Source organism: Pedobacter aquatilis (assembly GCF_030409415.1).
GTDB classification, from domain to species: Bacteria; Bacteroidota; Bacteroidia; order Sphingobacteriales; family Sphingobacteriaceae; genus Pedobacter; species Pedobacter aquatilis.
Genome location: NZ_JAUFPW010000009.1, coordinates 41,901 through 68,176, shown reverse-complemented (window position 1 = coordinate 68,176; position 26,276 = coordinate 41,901). Strand labels below are relative to the sequence as shown.

The 26,276-nt window shown below is 36.1% G+C and carries 21 protein-coding genes; 16 read left to right on the top strand and 5 right to left on the bottom strand.

The genetic code is table 11. From position 1 onward, the window contains the following. The first annotated feature begins 93 nt into the window (after positions 1 to 93). From QWY86_RS02405 to QWY86_RS02395, 3 genes are all read left to right on the top strand, one after another. On the top strand, positions 94 to 1,662 hold the full coding sequence (locus tag QWY86_RS02405) for a DUF1800 domain-containing protein (protein WP_290238307.1): 1,569 nt from the start codon (positions 94 to 96) through the stop codon (positions 1,660 to 1,662). Continuing rightward, positions 1,659 to 3,245 carry a DUF1501 domain-containing protein gene (locus QWY86_RS02400; RefSeq protein ID WP_290238305.1) on the top strand — a complete coding sequence of 529 codons (1,587 nt, stop codon included), beginning with the start codon at positions 1,659 to 1,661 and terminating at the stop codon, positions 3,243 to 3,245. The genes QWY86_RS02405 and QWY86_RS02400 overlap by 4 nt, the downstream gene beginning before the upstream one ends. 70 nt (positions 3,246 to 3,315) lie before the next feature. Next, a complete protein-coding gene (locus QWY86_RS02395) occupies positions 3,316 to 4,269 on the top strand; it encodes a Smr/MutS family protein (RefSeq protein WP_290238303.1) in 954 nt (317 codons plus the stop codon). 228 nt (positions 4,270 to 4,497) lie between these two features. Here the strand turns inward: QWY86_RS02395 and QWY86_RS02390 are convergent, their stop codons facing one another. After that, positions 4,498 to 5,184, bottom strand: a complete 687-nt coding sequence (locus QWY86_RS02390) for a pirin family protein (RefSeq protein WP_290238301.1) — start codon at positions 5,182 to 5,184, stop codon at positions 4,498 to 4,500. 260 nt (positions 5,185 to 5,444) lie between these two features. On the opposite strand from QWY86_RS02390, the gene QWY86_RS02385 reads away from it, so the two are divergent. From QWY86_RS02385 to QWY86_RS02335, 11 genes are all read left to right on the top strand, one after another. Then, positions 5,445 to 5,744, top strand: coding sequence for a hypothetical protein (locus QWY86_RS02385; protein WP_290238299.1), 300 nt, complete (start codon positions 5,445 to 5,447; stop codon positions 5,742 to 5,744). A gap of 136 nt (positions 5,745 to 5,880) precedes the next feature. Beyond that, positions 5,881 to 9,183: a preprotein translocase subunit SecA gene (gene secA / locus QWY86_RS02380; protein WP_290238297.1), complete on the top strand. Its 3,303-nt coding sequence runs from the start codon at positions 5,881 to 5,883 to the stop codon at positions 9,181 to 9,183. A 95-nt stretch (positions 9,184 to 9,278) separates the two neighbouring features. Continuing rightward, a complete protein-coding gene (locus QWY86_RS02375) occupies positions 9,279 to 9,506 on the top strand; it encodes a hypothetical protein (protein ID WP_290238294.1) in 228 nt (75 codons plus the stop codon). 469 nt (positions 9,507 to 9,975) lie between these two features. Beyond that, positions 9,976 to 10,347 (top strand): PEGA domain-containing protein, encoded by a 372-nt coding sequence (locus tag QWY86_RS02370; protein ID WP_290238292.1) that lies wholly within the window; start codon positions 9,976 to 9,978, stop codon positions 10,345 to 10,347. Between the two features lie 133 nt (positions 10,348 to 10,480). Next, entirely contained in the window at positions 10,481 to 10,927 is a 447-nt protein-coding gene (locus QWY86_RS02365; RefSeq protein ID WP_290238290.1) for an SPOR domain-containing protein, read from the top strand. Further along, positions 10,914 to 12,098 carry a M20 metallopeptidase family protein gene (locus QWY86_RS02360; RefSeq protein WP_290238288.1) on the top strand — a complete coding sequence of 395 codons (1,185 nt, stop codon included), beginning with the start codon at positions 10,914 to 10,916 and terminating at the stop codon, positions 12,096 to 12,098. The genes QWY86_RS02365 and QWY86_RS02360 overlap by 14 nt, the downstream gene beginning before the upstream one ends. Positions 12,099 to 12,211: 113 nt before the next feature. Next, a complete protein-coding gene (locus QWY86_RS02355) occupies positions 12,212 to 13,156 on the top strand; it encodes a hypothetical protein (RefSeq protein ID WP_290238286.1) in 945 nt (314 codons plus the stop codon). 145 nt (positions 13,157 to 13,301) lie between these two features. Continuing rightward, positions 13,302 to 14,078 carry an SGNH/GDSL hydrolase family protein gene (locus QWY86_RS02350; RefSeq protein WP_290238284.1) on the top strand — a complete coding sequence of 259 codons (777 nt, stop codon included), beginning with the start codon at positions 13,302 to 13,304 and terminating at the stop codon, positions 14,076 to 14,078. A gap of 147 nt (positions 14,079 to 14,225) precedes the next feature. Then, positions 14,226 to 16,190, top strand: coding sequence for a DNA primase (dnaG, locus tag QWY86_RS02345; protein ID WP_290238282.1), 1,965 nt, complete (start codon positions 14,226 to 14,228; stop codon positions 16,188 to 16,190). 87 nt (positions 16,191 to 16,277) lie between these two features. Then, positions 16,278 to 16,643, top strand: a complete 366-nt coding sequence (locus QWY86_RS02340) for a YraN family protein (RefSeq protein ID WP_290238280.1) — start codon at positions 16,278 to 16,280, stop codon at positions 16,641 to 16,643. Next, entirely contained in the window at positions 16,621 to 17,703 is a 1,083-nt protein-coding gene (locus QWY86_RS02335; protein WP_290238279.1) for a glutaminyl-peptide cyclotransferase, read from the top strand. The genes QWY86_RS02340 and QWY86_RS02335 overlap by 23 nt, the downstream gene beginning before the upstream one ends. 250 nt (positions 17,704 to 17,953) lie before the next feature. Here the strand turns inward: QWY86_RS02335 and QWY86_RS02330 are convergent, their stop codons facing one another. The 4 genes from QWY86_RS02330 to pgi all read right to left on the bottom strand — a co-directional run bounded on the left by QWY86_RS02330 (position 17,954) and on the right by pgi (position 23,892). Further along, complete coding sequence (locus QWY86_RS02330; protein WP_290238277.1) at positions 17,954 to 18,481, bottom strand: DUF4251 domain-containing protein; 528 nt, start codon at positions 18,479 to 18,481, stop codon at positions 17,954 to 17,956. 168 nt (positions 18,482 to 18,649) lie between these two features. After that, positions 18,650 to 20,731 carry an insulinase family protein gene (locus QWY86_RS02325; RefSeq protein WP_290238275.1) on the bottom strand — a complete coding sequence of 694 codons (2,082 nt, stop codon included), beginning with the start codon at positions 20,729 to 20,731 and terminating at the stop codon, positions 18,650 to 18,652. A 34-nt stretch (positions 20,732 to 20,765) separates the two neighbouring features. Continuing rightward, positions 20,766 to 22,079 carry a M16 family metallopeptidase gene (locus QWY86_RS02320; RefSeq protein ID WP_290238274.1) on the bottom strand — a complete coding sequence of 438 codons (1,314 nt, stop codon included), beginning with the start codon at positions 22,077 to 22,079 and terminating at the stop codon, positions 20,766 to 20,768. 166 nt (positions 22,080 to 22,245) lie between these two features. Beyond that, positions 22,246 to 23,892 (bottom strand): glucose-6-phosphate isomerase, encoded by a 1,647-nt coding sequence (gene pgi, locus QWY86_RS02315; RefSeq protein ID WP_290238272.1) that lies wholly within the window; start codon positions 23,890 to 23,892, stop codon positions 22,246 to 22,248. Positions 23,893 to 24,051: 159 nt separating this feature from the next. Between pgi and QWY86_RS02310 the strand changes: the two genes are divergently transcribed. Together QWY86_RS02310 and QWY86_RS02305 are read left to right on the top strand one after the other, a co-directional pair. Next, a complete protein-coding gene (locus tag QWY86_RS02310; RefSeq protein WP_290238270.1) occupies positions 24,052 to 24,561 on the top strand; it encodes a hypothetical protein in 510 nt (169 codons plus the stop codon). A 362-nt stretch (positions 24,562 to 24,923) separates the two neighbouring features. Further along, entirely contained in the window at positions 24,924 to 26,231 is a 1,308-nt protein-coding gene (locus QWY86_RS02305; RefSeq protein ID WP_290238268.1) for an amidohydrolase, read from the top strand. Positions 26,232 to 26,276 lie beyond the last annotated feature (45 nt).

Below are 26,276 nucleotides of genomic sequence, written 5' to 3'. Positions count from 1 at the left end.
ATTATTTTGGTAACTAAATTTTGACATTTCGTGTAAAAAAATTGAAAATCAGCGTTTTATCACTTAATTTTATTTTGTTTCAAAATAATTTTTATGGCGATAGACATTTACGCAGGAAATTTTGGAGCAAAAGAACTAAATCATCTACTAAAACGCACATTATTCGGAGTTAAAAGAAGTGATTTGGCAACTTTTGCTGGTCAGTCTGTTTCACAGGTTGTGGATTTTCTATTGAGGGATTTGCCACTTCCAAATCCGCCGGTAAACAATTATAACGATACTAATTATACTGATGCAAACGTATTGGCGGGGCAAACCTGGGTTAATGCACCTTATACAGATGGTACTGCAAATAGCCGGAGGGTTGCCTCTTTTAAATCCTGGTGGGTTACGCAAATGCTTAATCAACCGGTTTCTATAAGGGAAAAATTAACTTTGTTTTGGCATAATCATTTTGCAACAGAAGCCGATACTGTTGATGATGCAAGATATATCTATAAACACAACGCTTTACTTCGAAGCTCAGCATTAGGCAACTTTAAAACGCTAACAAAGCAAGTTACAATTGACCCGGCAATGGTTAGGTACCTGAATGGGTACGCCAGTACCCGAACGGCTCCTGATGAAAATTATGCAAGGGAATTGCAGGAACTTTTCACATTAGGCAAAGGACCAGATTCTAAATACACCGAAGCTGATGTTAAGGCCGCCGCCCGATTATTAACTGGTTATACACTCGATGGTACAAATATTGTTTCGGTTTTCAATGCAAATAGACACGATGTTACCGATAAACAATTTTCATCATTTTATGGAAATAAGTTGATTAAAGGTAGAGCCGGAGCAGATGGAGCGAAAGAAGTGGATGACTTGCTTGATATGATTTTTGCACAAGTTGAGGTGAGCAAATACCTTTGCAGAAGGCTTTACCGATTTTTTATTTATTACGATATTACCGCTGATGTGGAATCGAACTTCATTACGCCGCTTGCTGAAATATTTAGAAATGCCAATTACGAAATCAAACCTGTGCTAAAGGTTTTGTTCACTAGCAATCATTTCTTTTTAGCTCAAAATCGTTCTTGCAACATCAAAGCTCCGGTAGATTTTGTTGTTGGTTTGGCTAGAGAATTTGAAATCGTTTTTCCGGATGCCAGCGATTATGTGAACGTTTATTACATGAGTGATTATTTACGCAGTACGGCTTCAAATCTTCAGCAAAATTTAGCCGATCCACCGAATGTTTCTGGCTGGCCTGCATATTATCAGGTTCCTCAATTTTATGAGCTTTGGATAAATTCGGATACTTTGCCAAAACGAAATGTTTTTACAGATAGGTTTATCAGCTCTGGCTATACCCGAAACGGTAAAAAGATAGTTATCGACCCAATTGCTTATACTGCAAAATTTAGCAAGCCCGAAGACCCAAATGTTCTGTTAGAGGAAGCTTTGGCACATTTATATACTATTGATGTTAGTGCAGATGTGAAGAAGTTTTTAAAGAGCATTTTGCTCAGTAATCAGGTTACTGATACTTATTGGACTACGGCCTGGCTTGATTATAAGGCAGCGCCAACAACTGCAAAAACTGCAATTGTTCAAACCCGTTTACAGGAATTTTATAAATATATTATGAATCTTGAAGAGTATCAGCTATCATGAAAAGGCGGGAATTTTTAAAAAAGGCAATGCCTGCAGGTGTAGTGCTTCCATCTTTAATAGGAGGGTTTTCGTTAAAAGCATTCGGTGCTTCAAGTTTATTATCAGCAATCACAGCAGCCAACCAAGAAACTGATCATGTTTTGGTTATTATTCAATTAAATGGAGGTAACGATGGTTTGAATATGATTCTTCCATTAGATCAGTATGATAACCTGACTTTGGCCCGCCCGAATATTATCCTTCCAAAAAATAAAATTATTAAACTTTCAGGCTACAATACTGGTATCCATCCTTCAATGTCGGGTTTGGCTGGCTTGTATGATGATGGAAAGGTTCAGGTCATTCAATCTGTCGGTTATCCTCAACCTAATTTTAGTCACTTTAGGGCGACTGATATTTGGCTTTCAGCGTCAGATTCTGACCAAACCATAGAAAGTGGTTGGGCAGGAAGATATCTAAGCGAAGAATACACAAATTTTCCTATAGGATATCCAAATACGGTCATGCCCGATCCTTTAGCTATTCAAATTGGGTCTTTTATTTCTCCTGCCTTTCAAGGTCCTTCGGTTAATATGGGTATGGCGATTTCCGATCCTGTAAATTTCTACAACTTAATTAATGGTATTCAATCGCCTGCGCCAAACTCAAATGCAGGTAAAGAGTTAACTTATATTCGTCAGGTTTCGCAGCAAACACAGCAATACGCTTCGGTAATTAAAACTGCTGCGGGTAAAGTAACCAAGCAAGGCACTTATCCAACAAACAATTCACTTGCCGATCAGCTTAAAGTTGTAGCGAGATTGGTGGCCGGAGGTTTAAAAACCCGCTTGTATATGGTAAACATTGGATCTTTTGATACACATGCCGCACAAGTAAACACTGGCTCAACAGAAACCGGAACACATGCCGTTTTATTGCAGAGGGTTAGTGATGCTATTAAAGCTTTTATGGATGATTTGAAAGGTTTGGGTGCTTCAAAAAGAGTTGCCGGAATGACTTTTTCAGAATTTGGCAGAAGGATAAAATCAAATGCAAGTAACGGAACCGATCATGGTGCAGCAGCACCATTAATTGTTTTCGGTGATGCCATTCAGGGTGGCGTTTTGGGTAAAAATCCAACCATATCAGCAACCACATCTGTAAATGATAACATCCCTATGCAGTATGATTTTCGTTCAGTATATGCAACTTTATTAGAGAAATGGTTTTGCGTTGATAAAGCAACTTTATCAAATGTGATGTTGAAGGATTTTCAGCCGTTGCCACTTATTCAACCTGGTACAAATTGTATGTCGACCAGTTTGGCGCAAACCAACCGATTAAGCGGCGAAAGTTTAATCAGCAACTATCCAAATCCATTTACTACAAACACAACCATAAAATATACTTCAAAAGGCGGGCATGTTTTAATACAGGTATTTAATACCATGGGCAAATTAATGGCTACCGTTGTAGATGCCGTTAAAGACGAAGGCACGTACAATATAACTTTCGAAAACCAGCGTTATGCACCTGGGATTTATTATGCCCGACTTCAAAACGGAGAATTACAACAAGTGAGAAATATGCTAATCGTTTCTTAAACTAAAAATTAGGTACTTTTGCTTAAATCATCTGTTTTAAAAGGATGATTGATGTCAGAAATATCTTAATATGAAGTTTAATCTTGGTGATTTTGTACGTTTTGTTGATGAAAAACGTGAGGGTTATGTTACGAAAATAATTGATGCACAAACTTTAGGGGTAACCGATGAGGATGGATTTGAAATTCCGGTAGCCATTAGCAATCTAACTTCAGTTCATGGTCATGGCAAAGTTGCTGAAGAACAAGATGCGCCAAAACCTATTCAGGTTAATGCTCCATCTATTCATAAAATTGAAAACGGAATTTATGTTGCGGTGGCGGCTGATGGAAGAGCCGGAAGCGTGGTTCATTTTTACCTGCAAAATCAATCTCCGAATACTTTACTGGTTAGCTTAACTACTGAGAGAAAGGAGAAATATAATGGTATTTACCATGGCATCATTCAAAGTTTCCAGTCTGTATTGGTACATTCTGCTTCTTTGTCCGAATTAGATATCTGGCCTGAATTTACCTTTCAGTTTTTAGTATTCAGCAAAGCTGATGTTAAGCCATTAGCGCCATTGGTGGTGAGTAAAAAATTCAGAGCAAAGGATTTCAGCTCAGTACAAAAGGAACTACCTAACCTAAAGCAAAAAGGTTGGTTGGTTCGGTTAGATGAGTTGGCTTCAGTAAATATCGATCCACAGAAATTGAAGGAAAGTTTTTTCAAATCTCCATCAGAAAAACGTACGGTTGATGCACCTGATAAAGAAATCGACTTACACATCGAAAAGCTTAGAGACGATCATCATTTTTTAGAAACAGATGAAATCCTACAAATTCAATTATCACATTTTCAAAATGCATTAGATGCAGCTATTGTTCATCATTTTGATAAAATGATTTTCATACACGGCATTGGCAACGGAACCCTTCGAGATAAAATCCATAAACTGATTAGTAAAAATCCACACATCAAAACTTATATGGATGCAAGGAAAGAAAAGTTTGGTTATGGCGCTACCGAAGTGGTCTTTAAGTAATTGATTACGTGAGTTATAGATTTCGTGCCTCGCAATGACGTAATTAACTCCAAAGTCTGTGTCCTCATAAACCGTTTCGACCTAAAAAATAAATAAAATTATTTGGGCGTTTCCCATCCCGATGAAAAATCGGGAATGGGCCGGGCTTTTCAGGGCTACGCTGCGCTTCGGTACCGTGAAAAACGGTACTAAACCCTTACAATCCCTAACGCAAAACCCACCGTACCTTTACGCAAATAATTCTATGGTCAAAATAAATGCATCGTTATCAAGCGCTTTTATATTAATGCTTTCCGTGTCCCATAAAGCAATGCCATCACGGGCGTTCGTCATTCGCCCTTCTATTTGAAAAGAACCACTAACAGTAAAGCTGAATAAACTATTTGTCCTTTCGTGTAATTTATAAACTACTTCCTCTCCCTTTTTAAAAAGGCCTGTACTGAGCTTAAACGGATATCTATAATTTGCAATTACATCTACCATTTTGTTTTTATTGTTTTCCAAATCGAATGAAAAAAGCTGGTCTTTAAAAAATATAAAATCATCATTAACCATCGCCAAATGAAGGTAATTTACAACTTCGTCTTTATGGGAATTACTTATTTCTAAAACCTCACCTTTCTCTAAACTCAGCAACTGGACTTGTTTGGTTTCAACAAAAAATTCTTTGTTTTTAGCAACCATATTAATGCTTCCTGCAATTGGGATAAATAAATGAAGCGAGTTTTCTTTGGCTAAATAAAAATTGAGTTTTCCTGGAGCAATAAAATCATCATTACATATAAATAAATTTTTAAATGCCGCTTTGTGTTCATTAAAAAAACGTTCGAAATTGAATGTACAATGCCTTTTTAAGCTCGAATTTTCTATTAATCCACGCTGATCTGCTAAATAAAGTTTACCTGGGTTTTCCAATATTTTAATTTTTTACGAGGTGTATGCCTACAAAAGGTTGTAAATCCTAAACAGATTTCTTCGGAGCTTTTGTTTTAAGCAAAATTAATAAATGTTCTGCTCACACATCCCTGCAAAAATAATGGTTTTGAAAAATTAAACTTATGTACTTCTGATTATTTAAATCACTATGTGAAATATGAATTTAAATTAGAGGTACAGTTTTTGCGTAACTGAAATTTCATTTTATAAAAGAATAAACATAGCTTTGCCGCTAATTAATGAAACACCTCGTTACCATATCCCTTGTATTTTTTAGCTTAACACATTTAGCCAAAGCGGAGCGTGTTGAAGGGCTTAGAATATTAAATGAATATTGTACTGAGCATAAAATAAACATTAATTCTTCGGCTCATGGCTCAGTTCAGCTTAACGAAGATCGTAATCCATATCTACTATCTTACAGTAGTCTTGCTTTAATTGGAACAAAAACTCCAGTAAAAACAGCTAAATATATTAGTGTTAATCAAGTAATTAGTGATTTAACCATAAGGAAAAAGCCTAAAAATAACAGTCCTTAATCTCTTCAATCAAAGTGTCTTTCCCTAAGACCTTTTTATCATTTATACAATCAACAGCCAAAATGACTTGCAAAATGTCATGGCTTGGTTGTTGTAACACACCATTTTTTTATTAATAATTACGAATTAGAATATAATGTTAGGATTTTTAGCGAAGGTTTTCGGAAGTAAATCGGAAAGAGATATAAAGGCTATACAGCCATTAGTTGTTAAAATAAATGAAGAATATGCAAAGTTATCTTCAATAAGTAACGATGAGTTACGGGCTAAAACAATTGAATTTAAAGGTAGAATTTCTGCTTTTTTAGAAGATATTGATGGTAGGATTTCAGCATTAAAAACTGAAGCTGAAGGTGAGAATTTAGAACTTCACGAAAAAACAGCTTTATACGAGCAAGTAGATGCTTTAGGTAAAGAAAGAGATACTGAATTAGAAAAAGTATTGCTAGAAATTTTACCGGAAGCTTTTGCTGTGGTAAAAGAAACTTCCCGCCGTTTAAGTGAAAACGATTACCTGGAAGTTACCGCAACGCAATTTGATAGAGATTACGCCGCACGTAAGAGCAATGTTAAAATAGTTGGCGATAAAGCACAATGGGCTAACCGTTGGGATGCTGCCGGAACTGAAGTGGTATGGAACATGGTTCACTACGATGTCCAGTTAATTGGTGGTATTGTATTGCATAGCGGTAAAATTGCCGAAATGGCAACCGGTGAGGGTAAAACTTTGGTAAGTACGCTTCCTGCATACTTAAATGCTTTGGCTGGCGAAGGTGTTCACGTAGTAACGGTGAATGATTACCTTGCCCGTCGAGATAGCGAATGGAATGGTCCGTTATTCGAATTCCACGGAATTAGTGTTGATTGTATTGATAAACACGAACCAAATTCTGAAGAACGTAGAAAAGCTTATGCAGCCGGAATTACTTATGGAACAAATAATGAGTTTGGTTTCGATTACCTGCGTGACAATATGTCGCAAACGCCAGACCAATTGGTTCAACGTAAACCTCACTTTGCAATGGTGGATGAGGTCGATTCAGTTTTAATTGATGATGCTCGTACGCCATTAATTATTTCGGGTCCAATTCCGCATGGCGACCAACACGAATTTTATGAGTTAAAGCCGAGGATTGAACGTTTGGTAAATGCTCAGAAAGCTTATGTTACGCAATCATTAAACGAAGCTAAGAAGTTAATTAATGCTGGTAATACAGGTACTGAAGAAGGTGAGGGTGGTTTAGCTTTATTACGTGCTTACCGTGGTTTGCCTAAAAACAAAGCTTTAATTAAGTTCTTAAGTGAAAGTGGTGTTCGTGGTTTGTTATTGAAAACAGAGAACTATTACATGGCAGATCAATCTAAGAATATGCCTAAGGTAGATTCTGAATTGTTCTTCTATATCGATGAAAAAAATAATCAGGTAGAATTAACCGAAAAAGGTATTGAATTAATTACCCAATCTGGTGAAGACCCTCAATTCTTTGTATTACCTGATGTAGGTACTGAAATTGCAGAATTAGAAAAATCTGATTTACCATTGGATGAAAAAGTATCTACAAAAGATGCTTTAATGCGTGATTATTCTGTTAAGGCAGAGCGTATCCACTCTGTAAATCAATTATTAAAAGCATATACTTTATTCGAAATTGATGTTGAATACATCATCGATGAAGGAAAGATTAAAATTGTAGATGAGCAAACGGGCCGTATTATGGATGGTCGTCGTTACTCAGATGGTTTACACCAGGCAATTGAGGCTAAAGAAAATGTTAAGGTTGAAGATGCTACGCAAACTTACGCTACGGTAACCTTACAAAACTATTTCCGTATGTACCATAAACTTTGTGGTATGACGGGTACAGCTACTACTGAAGCTGGCGAATTTTGGTCTATCTATAAATTAGATGTTGTCGAAATTCCGACCAATAGAAATATCTCTAGAAGAGATGAGCAAGATTACGTTTACCGTACGGTTCGTGAAAAATACAATGCAGTTGCAGATGAAATTGTAAAATTAACTGAAGCTGGCAGACCAGTATTGGTTGGTACAACATCAGTAGAAATTTCTGAGTTGTTAAGCCGTATGCTGAAACTACGTGGTATTAAGCATAATGTATTAAACGCTAAAATGCACCAGAAAGAGGCAGATATTGTTGCCGAAGCTGGTCAGGCAGGTACAGTAACCATTGCAACAAACATGGCTGGTCGTGGTACGGATATTAAGCTTGGTGCAGGTGTCAAAGAAGCAGGTGGTTTGGCGATTGTAGGTACCGAACGTCACGAATCTCGTCGTGTTGACAGACAGTTACGTGGTCGTGCTGGCCGTCAGGGTGATCCAGGTTCGTCTCAGTTCTTCGTATCATTAGAAGATAACTTAATGCGTTTATTTGGTTCTGAAAGAATCTCAAGCATTATGGTTCGTATGGGTATCGAAGATGGAGAAGTGATTCAACATTCTATGATTACCAAATCAATCGAACGAGCACAGAAAAAAGTAGAAGAGAACAACTTTGGTATTCGTAAACGTTTGTTAGAGTATGATGATGTGATGAACTCTCAACGTACTGTAATTTATGCTAAACGTAAAAATGCATTATTCGGAGAACGTTTAGATGTTGATATGAATAACATGGTTTTCGATGTTGCTGAAGATATCGTAACCGAATACAAAGAAGAGTCAAATTACGAAGGTTTTAAACTGGAAGTGATTAAAAACTTCTCGGTTGATACTTCAATCACTGAAAAGGAATTTTCATCAACAAATGTTGCAACACTTACCGAAAAACTTTTTGGCGAAGCTGAAGCATTCTACGCTCGTAAATCTGATGCAATTATAGAGCAATCTATGCCGGTATTGAAGCAGGTTTTTGAAGAACGTGGCGAGCATATCGAGCAAATTGTTGTCCCTTTTACAGATGGTATTCGCGGTATTCAGGTTGCTGTTGACTTGAAAAAGGCAATCGATAATAAAGGAAAAGAAGTTGTTCGTTCTTTCGAAAAAACAATTGTTTTAGCCTTAATTGATGATAGCTGGAAAGAGCATTTACGTGAAATGGACGATTTAAAGCAGTCTGTTCAAAATGCAGTTTACGAACAAAAAGACCCATTGGTAATTTATAAAATGGAAGCTTTCAATTTATTTAAAAACATGCTTAATGCGGTAAATAAAGAAGTTGTAAGTTTCTTGTATAAAGGCGGTATTCCAGTTCAGCAAGAACCAGATGAGGTAAGAGAAGCACCAGCACCGGTAAAACAACCTAAATTGCAAACTACTAAACAAGAGTTTGGTGCAGAGCAACCAGGAATCGAATTTGGTGATACCCGCGAAGCGGTTCCACAACAGCCAATACGTAAAGAAGCTACTATTGGTCGTAACGAACCTTGCCCTTGCGGTAGTGGTAAAAAATACAAGAACTGCCACGGAGCGAATCTTTAAGATTAATTTTAAGTATTATTATATCAAAGCCGAGTTTATTTAAACTCGGCTTTTGCATTTTAAGGAATATGAATTAATTTTAGTATTTTTAGGCTATGGAAACATTAACAATAGAAATTCCAGAAGAAAAAAATTCTATGATAAGGCAAGTTCTAAAGGAGTTTGGGGTGAATATAATTGATCCACAAATTCAAAACAAGAAAATAGAGCTATCACCAGAACAAAAATCAGAAATCAATTCATCCCAAGAGCAAATTAAAAATGGCTTAATTGTAGAAAATTCTACGCTAAAAGATGAAGTTGATAAATGGCTAAAAAAATAATCTGGTCGCATAAGGCAAAAATAAAGCTCTTCAATATTCTTGAATTTTATGCTAATAGAAATGGAAATAAGAAATATTCTGCAAAGCTTTACAACAGATTTAATAAGCAAATAAAATTACTTATCAAGAATCCAAATTTGGGAATTCAATCTTCTATTGAAAATGTTAGAGGTTAATTATTTCCGATTATATTATATTTTATGAGAGTAACGATAGTTTGTAGTCATTCATACGATTTGGCCTACTAACCAAAATCCTGACGAGCTAAGCATTTAATTTATTTTTACTCGCTTACCCATTTTTATAAATGATTATTGTGCTTTTATGTGACATTAGATATATGAGATTCAAATAATTTAAAAACTGTAAATATCAAAGCCTTGACAATTGTCAGGGCTTTTTATTTATAACTAAATTCTTATTATTCAGAATTTGCTATATATTTAGAGACACACAAAAACACACAAAAATGAAAAGAATTTTTATCATTTTTGCCATCTCGGCAACACTCATGCTATCTAGCTGCGCTACCGTCTTTACCGGTACAAAACAAACTGTAAATTTTAAAACTGATCCGCCTGCTGCAGATATTGAAGTAGATGGGGCTAAAGTTGGCGTTACGCCAATGGATGTAACCTTGAAGAAGGGATTTACAGGTCAAACCGTAAGTTTTAAATTGGCAGGCTACGAAACAAAAACATTTCAACCTACTACAACATTTAATCCGGTAACAGTATTAAATGTTATTGGTCTTCTAGGTTTCCCGATTGATGCTGCAACTGGTGCAATGATGAAGTATGACCCTAAAGTTTATGAATTTAAGCTTGAGCCAAAAAAATAAAAGGTTAAATGTTGACTCATGTAAATGCAAGATATAAACTAGCATTTGCACAACCCATAAAGAATGCCGAATTTTGCAGAAAGTTCGGCATTCTTGTTTTAAAACATTTTATCGCCAGCGATGTCATAACATCATGAAAATATTTTACTCAATAATCTTTACTTTATTTATTTACGCTACTTCCTTTGCACAGAAAGGCGAAGTTAATGTAATTAAAGATCCCTTAATTGATAGTTTAATTGCAAAAAGGCTAGAGGTTTACAGAACCGGGGGCGATGTTGTAACGAAAACAAATAAGCCAATTGTTTCTGGATATGGTTACCGGGTTCAGGTTTTTTACGGTTCAGACAGGCGGGAAATGTTTAACCAACAATCTCGCTTTAAAAGCAGTTACCCAAAAATTAATACTTATATCATTTATAAAGAGCCAAACTATTATTTAAGGGTTGGTGATTTTAGAACAAAATTAGAAGCGCAGAGATTAATGAGCGAGCTTCGTCCAACTTTCCCAACACTATTTATTTTTAGGGAAAAAATTAATGCGCCTACTTTAGATACCATAACTGATGATCAAAGATAAAATCAAAAATTTAGCCGAAACCATTTTTAATGACGTTGTAGGTTATCGCCGCCATATTCACGCCAATCCCGAATTATCTTTTAAAGAATTTGAAACATCATTATATGTAAAGGATAAGCTTACAAAATGGGGCATTGAGTTTACAAGTTGTGCAAATACCGGTGTTGTTGGATTAATAAAAGGGAATCTACCGTCTGATAAAATTATTGCGCTCCGTGGAGATATGGATGCTTTGCCTATACATGAAGACAGCGATAAGCCTTACCGCTCAAAAAATCAGGGTATAATGCATGCTTGCGGTCATGATGTACACACTTCATCTCTTTTAGGTACGGCATACATTCTTAATCAGTTAAAAGATGAGTTTGGTGGTACTATAAAATTAATTTTTCAGCCTGCTGAAGAATTACTACCAGGCGGTGCGAGCATAATGATTAAAGAAGGCGTTTTGGAAAATCCGAAACCTCAATACATTGTCGGTCAACATGTAATGCCGCTTATTGAGTCTGGTAAAGTTGGTTTTCGTTCGGGAATTTACATGGCTTCAACGGATGAATTGTACGTTACCGTTACGGGAAAAGGTGGTCATGGTGCGCAACCGCATCAAAATATCGATCCGGTTTTAATTGCCTCACACATTATTATTGCCTTACAGCAAATTGTAAGTAGAAATGCCGACCCTCGTTTACCATCTGTTCTATCTTTCGGAAAGGTAACGGCGAACGGTGCAACCAATATCATTCCTAACGAAGTTAAAATTGAAGGCACCTTTAGAACTTTAGACGAAGATTGGCGTGCAGAGGCACATAAAAGAATGAAAAAAATGGCCGAGGGTATTGCCGAAAGTATGGGCGGAAGCTGTGACTTTGACATTCATAAAGGTTATCCTTTTTTAATTAACGAAGAAAAATTAACGGCCAATGCAAGAAGTTTCGCCGAAGATTTTCTTGGCAAAGAAAACGTTATTGATTTGGATATTTGGATGGCTGCCGAAGATTTTTCTTTTTACTCACAGGTAACTGATGCTTGTTTCTACCGCTTAGGTACTGGAAATGCAGCAAAGGACACTACGCATTCAGTGCATACACCAAAGTTTGATATCGATGAAGATGCCTTAAAAATATCAACGGGTTTAATGGCTTACATTGCGCTTAAGCAACTTGGAAACTAGCTTTTGATGTAAAATGTGATGATGTAAAATGGGTGAGAGGAAAACAATCTTCCATTATCCATCTAACATCTTCCATCCATAAAGAGGCATCATTTTTGACCACTCATCACCACATGAAAAAAATAATCTTATTAATATCCTTTACGCTCTTAATATCACAGGTTTATAGTCAAGTTATCGATAGGTTTAATCCTGATACTGTTAAAACGATAACATTGGATTCTGGTGCTGTAAATGTTAAGGCAGAGCGATTAAATATCGAAACTTTTATCAATGCCATTATCAACGATACCAGCTTTTACCAATCATTTCGTGATATGAAACGCTATAGTTTTATTGCCGAAAATCGCATATATAGCTATGACAAAAAGAACAAGGTTGATGGAAAAATTTATCGTAAGATAAAACATAACAACAGCGGACCTTATCGCATGGAATATTTGGTAAAGGAAGACGAAGGTAAAATGTATAAAAAGAATGGGAAGTATCAGCTTTATACTGTAGAGATGTTTGATTATATATTTATGAATGCTTACAATACCGATTTTGTGCCTAATGCACCTGCTGGTGATGGTAAAGGCGGTACAAACGAAAGTTATAAAAGCAAGCTGAAAACTTTAATTTTTAATCCAGGACGACCAGTAAAAGTACCATTCATTGGTAGCAAAACTGAAATTTTTACCGCCAACATGCGCCAGTATTATGATTATGGCTTTACCAGCGGAACTTATCTCGATTCTATCCCCGTTTACCGTTTTAAAGTTTCTGTAAAACCAGATTTAAGCAGTTGGACCAAGGATGGAATAATGATTAAAGAACTGGTAACCATTTTTGATAAAAGGAATTTCAATATTTTGGGCCGATATGTTGATATGAAATACAGCAATATGCTTTTCGATTTTGATGTGCAGATGAATATCGAAATGGGCTATTTTGGAGAAGATAAACTGCCTACAAAAATTACTTACCAGGGAAATTGGGATTATCCTTTTAAAAAGGAAGAAAGAGCTAGTTTCTTAATTCTGCATAAAGATTATAAGTTGGAAAAAGGTAAATAGCTTTTTCGAGTGTTGTCATTCTTAAGAATGTGGGAATCTCAATGCGTAATACGTTTTTTAAATTAGGTAAAAATATTAGGATGCCAGTTAAGCTGAGCGCTAGGGTGTGAGTTAGATCAATTTTCGATTATTATATCTATTTGAATTGGGCTTTGAAAACTTATATCAACGTCAAACCTCTGTTATACTTTGGTATATCGATTTTCAATTTATAAATTTACTTTCCAGTCTAATAATCAAACTAAATATTAAAAATAAAACGATGAGAGCCACATTAAAAGTCGCCCTATTTTTTTCTGTATGTATAATTACTTTAACATCTATGACAGTCAAGCCTAAAAGAATTGTTTTTTTTGGCGACTCTATTACACAACAAGGTGTATCTGCCAATGGTTACGTAACCTTAATCAAAAAGGCCTTGGATTCTACTAAATATACTGTAATGGGTGCCGGAATCGGGGGGAATAAGGTTTATGATTTGTATTTACGCCTTGAAGATGATGTTTTAAGTAAAAAACCAGATTTAGTTGTTATTTACGTAGGTATTAATGATGTTTGGCACAAACAATCGTCACATACAGGAACCGATTATGATAAATTTCTTAAATTTTATCAGGCTTTAATTAATAAAATTCAAGCTACAGGAAGTAAAGTTGTATTAGTAACACCATCCGTTGTTGGTGAGAAAAAAGATGGTACTAATGAACTTGATGCCGATTTGAACAAATATGCTGAAGGCATTAGACAATTAGCAGCTAAAAACAATCTTCCGCTTTGTGATTTAAGAAAAATCTTTACAGAATACGAAGCAAAAAATAATCCGGAGGATAAAGAAAAAGGAATTTTAACTGGTGATAGAGTGCATTTAAATGAAACAGGCAATAAGCTAGTTGCCGACCAGTTATTGCCTTTGGTTCGTTAAAGTTAAAGGTTATACGTTTTAAGTTGGTAGGTGTCATAGGTACTGCAAATTAAATCGGTAAACCCACAACGTATCACTTAAACCTAAAACCTAAGTATGCTTCAAGTCGGTACACGTACAACGTATCACTTAAAACCTAAAGCCTAAATGATAAACCGCGAAACGATAGATAAGATAATGGATACCGCCCGTATTGAGGAGGTTGTTGGGGATTTCGTACATTTAAAAAAACGCGGAACAAGCTTAATTGGTAATTGCCCTTTTCACGGAGAGAAAACACCTTCCTTCCATGTTTCGGTTACCAAAGGAATTTATAAGTGCTTTGGCTGTGGTAAAGGTGGCGATTCTGTTCGCTTTATCATGGACCATGAGAAATATTCTTATCCGGAAGCCCTTAAATTTTTAGCCAATAAATATAATATTGAGGTTGAGGAAACTGAACTTTCTGCCCAGGACACTGAGGCGCAAAATGCAAAGGAAAGTTTATATGTGGTTTCTCAATTTGCCTCTGCTTTCTTTGTAAACCAGCTGTGGAACACACAAGAAGGTAAAACCATAGGGCTTAGCTATTTTAAAGAGCGTGGTTTTAGAGAAGATATTTTAAAGAAGTTTGAAGTTGGTTACTCGCCCGATGTATGGGATGCAATGACACAGGCAGCAGTTGGCGCCGGGCATAAACTAGAGTTTCTGGAACAAACCGGTTTATCTATCAAAAATGATAATGGAAAAATCTACGACAGGTTTCGCGGCCGTGTAATGTTTCCCATTCATAATTTTACAGGCAGAGTTATTGGTTTTGGTGGTCGGACACTCAAAACTGATAAAAATGTTCCAAAATATGTAAACTCTCCAGAAAGTGAAATTTACCATAAATCGAATGTGCTTTATGGTTTGTTTCATGCTAAAAAAGCCATCCGCGATTTAGACAACTGTTACCTTGCCGAAGGTTATGCCGATGTGCTTTCCGTTCATCAGGCTGGTGTAGAAAACGTGGTGGCTTCATCGGGTACATCACTAACGGTAGAGCAGATTAAATTAATTGGTCGTTTTACGCAAAACGTAACTATTCTTTTTGATGGTGATGCCGCTGGTATTAAAGCCTCTTTGCGTGGCTTGGATATGATTTTGGAAGAAGGATTAAACGTAAAAATTGTTTCCTTCCCTGACGGACATGATCCTGATTCTTATATGCATCATGTAGGTGCAGGCGCATTTAAAATCTACATTGAAGAAAATCGAAAGGATTTCATTTTATATAAAGCAAATGTTTTATTAAAAGAAGCCGGAAACGATCCGATTAAAAGAGCAGGTATTATTCGGGATATTGTAGAAAGTATTGCTAAAATTCCCGACCCGATAAAGGCTTCTGTTTTTATTAGAGAAAGTAGCAGTTTATTACAGATTGAGGAAAGTATTCTAATGTCTGAGCTTAATAAAATGCGTGCCAGCAAGAGCAAAAAGGCATTCGAAAGTAATCAAAGAGCTAGTCATAACAATTACAATTCCGGACCTCCGGAGCCACTCGGACCACCAGATGATTTTTGGGATGATAATGCAGGGCCGGTTACAACTCAGGTAGCTGAAACAGATGAAAATCAGGAAAAGGAAATTATCCGTTTGTTGCTTGCTTACGGACACGAATTTGTTAATTGGGATAACATTGATGATATGTACATTGGTTCATTCATTGTACAGAATTTAGCTGATGTGGAGTTTGAAAATTCAGTGTGTAAACAGATTGCAGAGTTTTACAAAATTGAACTTGATAATGGCAGACTACCAACTGCTAATTATTTTATAAAACACGAGGACAGGGTAATTGCAGATTTGGCGATAACTTTATCTACCTCGCCTTACGCTTTAAGTGAAAATTGGTTAAACAAACATTTAATATATGTTAAAGATGAATCAATGAATTTAAAAGCGACTATATTAGGAGGGATATTTCATTTAAAAAAGAGAAAGGTTGATAGGATTTTAACTTCTTTACTGCAAGAAATTAAGGATGAAACAGATGGAGATAACCAGATGATATTAATGCAACGCTACGGCGTAATTAAAAATGTTGAGCGGGAGATATCAAAATTCTTGGGTTCTGTAATTGTAAAATAGGAATAGAATTTACTAGATTAAAGGATTTTTAAGGTTTTAACTGCTACATTCTATCATTCAAAATTCAATAATCCACTAATTCAAAATATGGCTGCGCATAACGATTTAGGAAGAAAGGGTGAAGAAATTGCCAAGGCTTATCTCGAGGAAAACCATTACGAAATTTTAGACGAAAATTGGGTTCATGGCAAAGCCGAAATAGATTTAATTGCTTATAAAGATGGAATTATGGTGTTTGTTGAAGTAAAAAGTCGAACATCGGTTTCCTTTGGGCAACCAGAAGATTTTGTAGAGAAAAGAAAACAAAAGCAAATGGAATTAGGCTCATTGGCTTATATAGAAATTATGAACCATCAAAATGAAATCCGTTTTGACATAATTGCCATCACTTTTAAAAAAGATAATACATTTACATTAAACCATATTGAAGATGCTTTTTGGCCAGAAGATTAACAGAATCAAAACCTTATTTTTTATTGCGGTTGCAATTAGCTTCGCAAGCTCGTGTAAAGAAGAAACATCGACTTACCGAAGCTTTACATCGCCATTAATTGGCTTAAACGTAAAATCTGGTAATGAAATAGAGGTAAAAGTGCTTTTTGGTAAAGAGAAAGCTGTAGATTCTGTTGTTTACTTAATCGATACCACTAAGGCTATTTCCAAAACTGATACTGCTGCGGTAAAGCTTAAAACCGAAGGTTTAAACTTAGGAAACCACATCATTACTGCTAAGATTTACAACGGCAGCGAATCGGATGATTTAACAACAAATGTTAATATTCTTTCGGATAAAGCACCAGATTTATATACTTACAAAATTGTTTCAAAATTTCCGCATGACACAACCGCTTATGTAGAAGGACTAGAGTATCACGATGGTTTTTTCTATGAAGGCACTGGCGAAAAGGGAAATTCCTTTTTAAAAAAAATAGACGTTAAAAGTGGCAAAACGCTTCAACAAGTGAAATTGGATACTGCTTATTTTGGAGAAGGTATAACAGTTGTTGATAACAAAATATTGCAAATTACCTGGCAAGAAAAAACGGCATTTGAATACGATAAAAACACTTTTAAACTCATTAAACAACTTCCGTTTTCAGTGGGTCAGGCAGGTTGGGGTTTAGCCTTTGACGGCGAAAAAATCCTTAATTCTGACGGAACCAATACCATCTACTATCTTGATAAGAATACCTACAAGCAAATTGGCTCAATAGATGTTTATGATGATAAAGGTGCTATTTCGCAATTAAATGAGCTTGAGGTTATCGATGGTAAAATCTACGCAAACGTTTATCTAACAAACGATATTGTAATCATTAACCCTAAAACGGGTGCAGTTGAAGGCAAAATTGACTTGAATGGTTTGTTTCCCGTTAAGGAATATTTTAAAACGGATGATGCAAGAGGCAATAATGTTTTAAATGGTATCGCTTATGATAAAGCATCTAAACGACTTTTTGTTGCAGGTAAAAAATGGCCTTACATTTTTGAAATTAAGATTAGCAAGAAGTAATATTCTTTGAAAAGCACCTGATAGAATTCCGTCATTTCAAAATGGCAATTCTTCCGTAGGTTTAAAAGACCTCTCCACTACGGTCGAGGTGACGGTTTGGTGATAACAACTATTACAGTATCGTCATCTCGAGCGCAGCCGAGAAATCTTTGTACCAAATTCTAAAACTTATATTCAAGAGCTTTCCTGTAAATTTAGAGACCTCTTCACTAAGAACGAAATCACGATTATGTACAATTTGTGTAGTCCATTAATCCTTTTTAGGCTCGGCTAATGTACCCTGAAAATTTATAGACTGCTTATTATTACTAAAAACAAAAAGATTGCCATAACCATTTTGCGAAACCATCAATGTAAGCTGGAAATTCTCCTGTTTTAAATCCTTCGTTCTAATGTTTACAGTATAAGAACCTTTTTTGTTTTTAGAAAGCTTGTAGCTAAAATCCTTAGATTTAAATTTAATACCGCCTTCTGTTGGATTATATGGTGCATTAAATGCCCTTCCATAATATGGTAAGTAGGCCACAACGCTGTCTTTTGTAACCTTTAAATCGTACTGTGAGCCAGTTAGGTTTATTGTTCCGCCGCCCATCGCTCCAGGCATACTCCTTAATATTTGATTGATATCGTTGTTCGCCATTGGCAAAGCCGTATTCGCATTAAAAGTATAATATTGTTCAGTTATTATCCTTGCGGTAGTTTCTTTGTCGGTTTGAGCCATTGCCTGCGTTAAAGTTGCAGCAAAAATTACACTCAAAAATATTTTTAGCTTTTTCATTTGTTTTTGTGTTTAATACAAAATATAGATGTATCAATTCAGTTAATTCCATAACGAAGAAATCATTTTATTGAACTCTTATATAAATATAACCAAATTCGAGCCAAAAAATTAGGATAAAAAAAGCCGCTCTTGAAAGGAGCGGCTTAAAAAAATATGTTTTAAATTTTAATTAAAATCAGCAGCTTGTAAAGCAGGATTAACTTTAACCTCTTTTATGGAGATGTTAAATTCTTGTCCGCCTCTTGCAGTTTGTACACTTTGCATCATTGCATGAGGAAATAAAACATCGCCTACTTTTTTGTAGTCTGAATATTCAGTGCTTTGCGTAATTTCGTTACCATCTTTAGTGGTTGTGCTTTCTTCTTTTAAAAGTAATCCAGAAGTAACATCGTAATATTCTGTTTTCTTTTTACCAGATGCAGAAGTTACAGTAAGTTTGTAAGCATCGGCTTTGCCAACTTTGGCAGTACCAGCAACTTCAACTTTGCTGCCATCCGTTCCGTAATAAAGTTGATTGAAAATGCCTTTATCAGCTTTAGCTTCTGCAATTTCTTCAGCCGTTAAATCTGCTTTTTTACCCATTTGCATTTGGTAACCAGATGTACCATTAAAGGTTTGTTTCATTGCAGTTTGGCCCATCATCGATATTTCCATGCTGCTCATATTAGGATTCATTTTTTTGAATGAAACCGCTAATTTATTGCCTTGCATATCCATTTCTCCAGTTTGTTGTAATGATGTTACTTTTTTCAAGGCAGCTTCGCCACCAATAGCTTTGATGTAATTCCCAATAACTTCCTGAGCAGATTTTGCTGGTGCTGCTGTTGCATTTGAAGTTGCCGTAACTGGTGCAGCATAGTTATCGAAAGTTTTAACAGTAAAGCCTGCTTTGGTTAAACCAGGTACAAAAGCATCGGTTTTACCAACAATAATTACACGCGTATTATCATGGTTAAAATATTTTTTAGCAACACGTAAAACATCATCAGTAGCTACAGCATTAATTTTTTGAAGATAAGTACGGTAAAAATCTTTCGGTAAACCATTAATTAAAATGCTACTTGCAAAACCAGCCGTACGTGCAGGGTTTTCTAAACCTAATGCAAATGAACCATTGTAAAGGTTTTTAGCATTCTGTAATTCTTCTGCAGTTACTTTTGTTGTGCGAATATTGTTAATCTCTCTTAAAAACTCTACAACAGCACTATCTACTTTTTCGTTTCTAACGGCTGCATTTGCAGAGAATTTAGATTGAAATCTACCAGAACCAGTTCCTGAATATGCGCCATAAGTAAAACCATGTTTCTCACGTAAGTTCATAAATAATCTTGATTCTGAACCACCACCTAAAATCTGGTTTGCTAATAAAACGGCGAAATAATCAGGACTGCTTAAAGGTAAATCGATAAGGTTGGCAACCGTAATTTCAGATTGAACTGCATTACTTACATTTACAACATCAACCTCTGTTTTAGCCGGATTGTTAACTTTTGCAACTGTTGGTAAAGTTAAAGCCGAACCTTTCCAATCACCAAATGCTTTTTCTGCAAGTGCTTTTGCAGCTTCTGGTTTAATATCGCCAACAAAGGTTAAATAACCTCTGGATGGTGTAATGTATTTTGAATACATCGCTTTAATATCATCCAGTGTAATGCCATTTATAGATTTTTCTGTGGTAAATTCTCCACTTGGGTGATTTATACCATAAGAAAGCGCATTTACAACTCTGGCTGAGATTGCTTTTGCACTTTTCTCGTTTGATTTTAATCCTGTTAAGGTTTGAGATTTTAATTTCTCAAATGATGCAGCCGGGAACGACGGCTTACGTAAACTTTCTGCCATAAGCATAAACGCCTGGTCGAAATAACGGGTTAAAGCAGAAACTGAACCTCCGGATGCACTTGTGTTAACATCTGCACCCAATTGGTCAACTGCTTCATCAAATTGTACCTTTGTTTTTGTAGTTGTGCCCTCATTTAGCATGCTGCCCATTAAACTTATAACGCCCGCTTTAGCGCCTTCAGTAATTGGACCAGCATCTATGCTATAACTTGCCGTAACTTTTGGAAGCTTATGGTTTTCCACAACCAAAACAGTAATGCCGTTTGCTAATTTATAAATAACCGGGTCGCCAATGGTAATAACCGGAGCTGGACCAGGTTTAGGTTTTTGGCTACGATCTATTGTTTGTGCTGAAATACCTTGAGCCAATAAGGAAACTGCAGCTATGATGAATAATTTTTTCATGTCTTAAATAATGTAATATGAAACTTAGCTTTAGTTATTTTTTTGGTAAATAGTATAATACAATACGTTGATCTTTATTCAGGTATTTTTTAGCAACATCTCTAATTTCTTCTCTGGTAATCGATTTAATTACATCAAGTTCTTTATTAATGTCGTTGGTATCTTTATTATGAAAAGTATAACCATTTGCTAAGTTTTCAGCAACACCAAGCATTCTGCTGTTTGCACTCACATAACTATTTTCGAATTGATTTTGAAGTTTTTTGTAATCGCTTTCGCTGATTAAATCCGTTTGTAAACGCAAAACTTCTTCATCAATATCCTTTAATAAATCGTTAAGTGAGGTATTTTTATTTGGTAAAGCTAAAGTAATGTATGCGCCATAATCTTCTAGTGTATAGTTAAAAGCGGCAACTTGTAGCGCCGTCTTTTTCTCGTCAACCATTTTAGTGCTTAATCTGGAGCTTCCGCCGCCCGATAAAATTGAGCTAATCATACCTAAAACCTTATTCTCTCTGCTTTTCATTCCCGGTACACGGTAAGCTGCAAAGATTGCCGGTATCTGAATGTTAGCATCATAAGCCGTATCAATAATCTGCTTTTTTATCTCAGGTAAAACCACTTCTTTCCTAACGATTGGAGCGCCTTTCGGAACTTCATTAAAATATTGTTTTACAAGCGTTTTAGTTTTTTCTACATCTAAATCGCCAGCAATGGTTAAAACTGCATTATTTGGCACATAGTACTTTTTAAAGAAAGCGATAAACTCGCTAAGCTTTGCAGCATCTAAATGCTCCATAGAGCCAATTGGTTGCCATCTGTAAGGGTGACCTTCAAATAAGTGAGTGAAGATTTTCTCCGTGAATTTACCGTATGGCGAATTATCAATACGCATACGCTTTTCTTCCTTTACAACCTCATTTTGTGTTTTAACGCCACCTTCATTAATAACCGGGTGCAACATGCGTTCGCTCTCTAACCACAAGCCTAATTCTAACTGGTTTGATGGGAAAACTTCGTAATAGAAAGTACGATCTTGTGAGGTATTGGCATTATTTTGTCCGCCGTTACTGCTAACGAGTTTCATAAAATCGCCCTTTTTAATGTTTTTTGAGCCTTCAAAAAGCAAGTGTTCAAAGAAGTGTGCAAAACCAGTACGTTCTGTTTCTTCATCTTTAGAACCAACATGGTACATTACCGATACGGCAACAACTGGGGCAGTTTTGTCTTGATGCAAGATAACATGCAATCCGTTGTCTAAATCAAATTCCGAAAATTGTACCTTTTGTGCCGAAGCGCTAAAGCACAAACCGGAAATGGCAAGAGCAAAAAGAAATCTTTTTTTCATTAGATAATTAGTTTGTTTTTGAAATCAGTTTAGTTTGATTTCTTGGATTTAAAAATATTAATAATCGTTTGGTTGTTGTAACTAAACAAATAGGAGATTTAGCTAAAGTATGTAATTATCACAAAAAAAGCGAGTGTTTAACTCGCTTTTTTATGTTATCCTGATATTATCTCCAGTTTTTATATTGATTTATCAATCCGTTTGTAGAACTATCATGGCTCGAAACTTTTTCATTTCCATCTAGTTCAGGAAGAATTTTCTTAGCGAGCTGTTTACCTAATTCTACACCCCATTGGTCGAAACTGAAAATGTTCCATATAATGCCTTGAACAAAAATTTTGTGCTCATACATGGCCACTAAACTGCCTAAAGTATATGGGGTAACTTTTTTCAATAAAATTGAGTTGGTTGGTCTGTTGCCCTCAAATACTTTAAATGGTGCTAGTTTTGCAATCTCTTCTGCATTTTTACCATCTTTTTTTAATTCTGATGAAACTTCTTCTTCCGTTTTACCATTCATTAAAGCCTCTGTTTGCGCAAAGAAATTTGATAGTAAAATCGGATGATGATCGCCAAGTGGATTTAAACTTTGAGCAGGCGCAATAAAATCTGCAGGGATAATTCTCGTTCCCTGGTGTATTAACTGGTAAAATGCATGCTGACCGTTGGTGCCAGGTTCTCCCCAAATAATTGGCCCGGTTTCATAATCAACTTCGTTGCCATTTCTATCAACATGCTTTCCATTACTTTCCATATCGCCTTGTTGGAAATATGCCGCAAAGCGATGCATGTATTGGTCGTAGGGTAAAATTACCTGCGTTTCTGCATTGTAAAAATTGATGTACCAAATGCCTAATAATCCCAAAATAACCGGAACGTTACTTTCAAATTCTGCAGTTTTAAAATGGTTATCAGCAGCATGTGCACCGGCAAGTAATTGCTTAAAATTATCGAAGCCTATACTTAGTGAGATGGATAAACCAATAGCGCTCCATAAAGAATAGCGACCACCAACCCAATCCCAGAATTCGAACATGTTTTCTGTATCTATTCCAAAAGCCGAAACATCTTTAGCATTGGTTGACAATGCAGCGAAATGTTTAGCAATATCATCTTCTTTACCGCCTTTTTCTAAAAACCACGAACGGGCCGAATGTGCATTGGTCATGGTTTCTTGTGTAGTAAAAGTTTTAGAAGCAACAAGGAATAAAGTTGTTTCTGCGTTTAAACCAGACAATGTTTCTGCGATATGTGTACCATCAATATTTGAAACAAAATGGATATTTAAATGATTTTTGTAATGTTTCAAAGCCTCAGTTACCATCACTGGCCCCAAATCAGAACCACCAATACCAATATTAACTACATCAGTTATCGCTTTGCCAGTGTAACCTTTCCACTCACCACTTATAATGCTGTTGCTGAATTTCTCCATTTTAGTAAGCACAACATTAACATCAGGCATTACATCTTTCCCATCAACTAAAATTGGTGTATTACTTAAATTTCGCAAAGCGATGTGAAGTACCGAGCGATCTTCTGTTTCATTAATTTTATCGCCATCAAACATTGATTTTATGGCTTCATCTAATTTACATTCTCGTGCTAGCTGAATAAGTAAGGCTAAAGTTTCTTCGGTTATTCTGTTTTTACTGTAGTCAAGTAAAATGTCTTCAAAAAATAAAGAGAACTTCGAAAAGCGGTCTGCATCTTCAGCAAATAAATCTTTAATGCTTTTCTCGTTGATGTCTATAAAGTGATCAGCCAAATATTTGTAGGCTTCCGTTTCGGTAAAATTTATTTTTGGTAACATAGTATTTTGTTTTTTGTAAAAGTAATAAAGCAAACTTTTAAAAGTGTCCTTTTTTTGTTCAAAAAATACATTTCATTATTTCTTTCAAAGGAGGTAACTTGCAGTTAACATCTCCTACAATAGCAGCATCCTATTTTATCAACATTAATTTAAAAATATATGTTAGAAAATTTGAGTGAATTGGTTCGAGAGAACGTACAGGAAAGTGTTGTAAACAATAGCGCAGTTCCAAACGAACAAAATGAGGCTGTTATTCAGGCGGCTTCAGGTTCTATTTTTGATGCTTTGAAAAACCAAATGTCAGCTGGCAATATTGGTGGTTTAGCAGAAATTTTTAATACAGGCAATGCAGAAGGTTCTCCGATTACTGCGCAAGCTGCCGGAAATTTTACTGATAAATTGGCTGGACTGGGCATCAATGCAGAAACGGCTAAAACTTTAGCGGCGACAGTGATACCTGTAATCTTAAGTAAACTCACTAAAAAAACCGCTGACCCAAATGATAGTTCTTTCAACATTCAGGATGTATTGGGCAATCTAGCTGGTGGTGCTGATGGTAAGTTTGATGTGAGTGATGTAATCGGTATGTTCAACGGCGGTGGACAGGCGCAAAACGGTTCTGCACAATCTGGTGGCATTATGGACAAATTAAAAGGTTTATTTAATTAAAATTTGTCATTAATTATATCAAAATGCTGAAAATAATTCAGCATTTTGATATAATTAATGACAAATTTTAAGAGGCTTATCTGTATAAACTGCCCCAAAAAGTTAGACACATTTTGGGGTCACTTTAGTAAGGCATAGCCTCTTTTTTGTTTTCTGGATTTCGGGCTAAAAAACACTAAAATAATGTGATTTCTTCGGAGCTTCTTCGAGACTTCTTCGGACCTTGTTCGAGAATTAAGTCATTTTCTCGAAGAAGCTCCGAAGAAATACCCTTCAAGGTGCGATAAAGAATATAGTTAATTTATTAATTTCATGATCTAAAATTATTAGATTAGGTCATCTTTAACCAACCTATTCCCTAAATGAAAAAATTATTACTGTTAAGCCTTTCTTCAATATGGTTGTGTGCTCAGGCGCAAAAATCAGATTTAAGACCAACTGTTGCGAAAAAAGCCGATGCCATTGAGCAGAAGGTAATCACCTGGCGCCGCGATTTTCATCAACATCCCGAACTCGGAAATTTCGAAACCAGAACTGCAGGGATAGTTGCAAAACATCTTGAATCTTTAGGTATTAAAGTTACCACAGGCGTTGCCAAAACAGGTGTAGTTGGTATTTTAAAAGGAGGAAAGCCTGGTCCGGTTGTTGCCTTGAGAGCCGATATGGATGGTTTGCCTGTTGCCGAAAGGGTAGATGTACCTTTTGCATCCAAGGTTAAAACTCAATATAACGGACAAGAAGTTGGCGTAATGCATGCCTGCGGACATGACAGTCACGTTGCCATTTTAATGGGGGTTGCCGAGGTGCTCGCTTCGATGCAAAAGGAAATTGCAGGCACGGTAAAATTTATCTTTCAACCAGCTGAAGAAGGTGTTTCTGCAGGCGAAGAAGGCGGAGCGGCTTTAATGATAAAGGAAGGCGTTTTGCAAAACCCTAAAGTAGACGTGATTTTTGGTCTGCACATTAATTCGCAAACCGAAGCAGGTGATGTAACTTACCGCCCAGGCGGAACGATGGCGGCAGTTAATGATATGAAAATTACGGTAACTGGCCGTCAGGCGCATGGTGCTTACCCTTGGAGTAGCATTGACCCGGTTGTAATTTCAGCCCAGATTGTAAATAACCTGCAAACCATTGTGAGCAGAAACCTAAACGTTACAGAAAACCCTGGTGTAGTAACTATTGGTGCAATTAATGGAGGCGTTCGTTCGAATATTATTCCCGAAAAAGTAGAAATGCTGGGTACGGTTCGTAATTTCAGCAAAGAAGATGAAGCCATGTTTATCGAAAGGATAAAAACAATTGCAACCAAAACAGCTGAGGCTGGAGGTGCAGAGGCTGAAGTTAAAATTCCTTACAGTAATCATTATCCGGTAACCTTTAATAATATTGCTTTAACTGAAAAAATGTTGCCAAGTATGCAGGCAACGGCAGGTGCTTCACATGTAAAACTTAAACCGCCAGTTACTGGAGCAGAAGACTTTTCTTTCTTCCAGGAGAAAGTACCAGGTTTATTTGTGTTTTTAGGTGGAATGCCAAAAGGTAAAGACCCGTTAAAAGCACCATCACACCATACACCAGATTTCTATTTGGATGAAAGTGGTTTTGTATTAGGCGTTAAGTTGCTGGCGAATCTGACCCTGGATTATATGGCGATGAAGAAGAATTAGGTAATTTTACTCATGCCGTCATTGCGAGGTACGAAGCAATCTCTA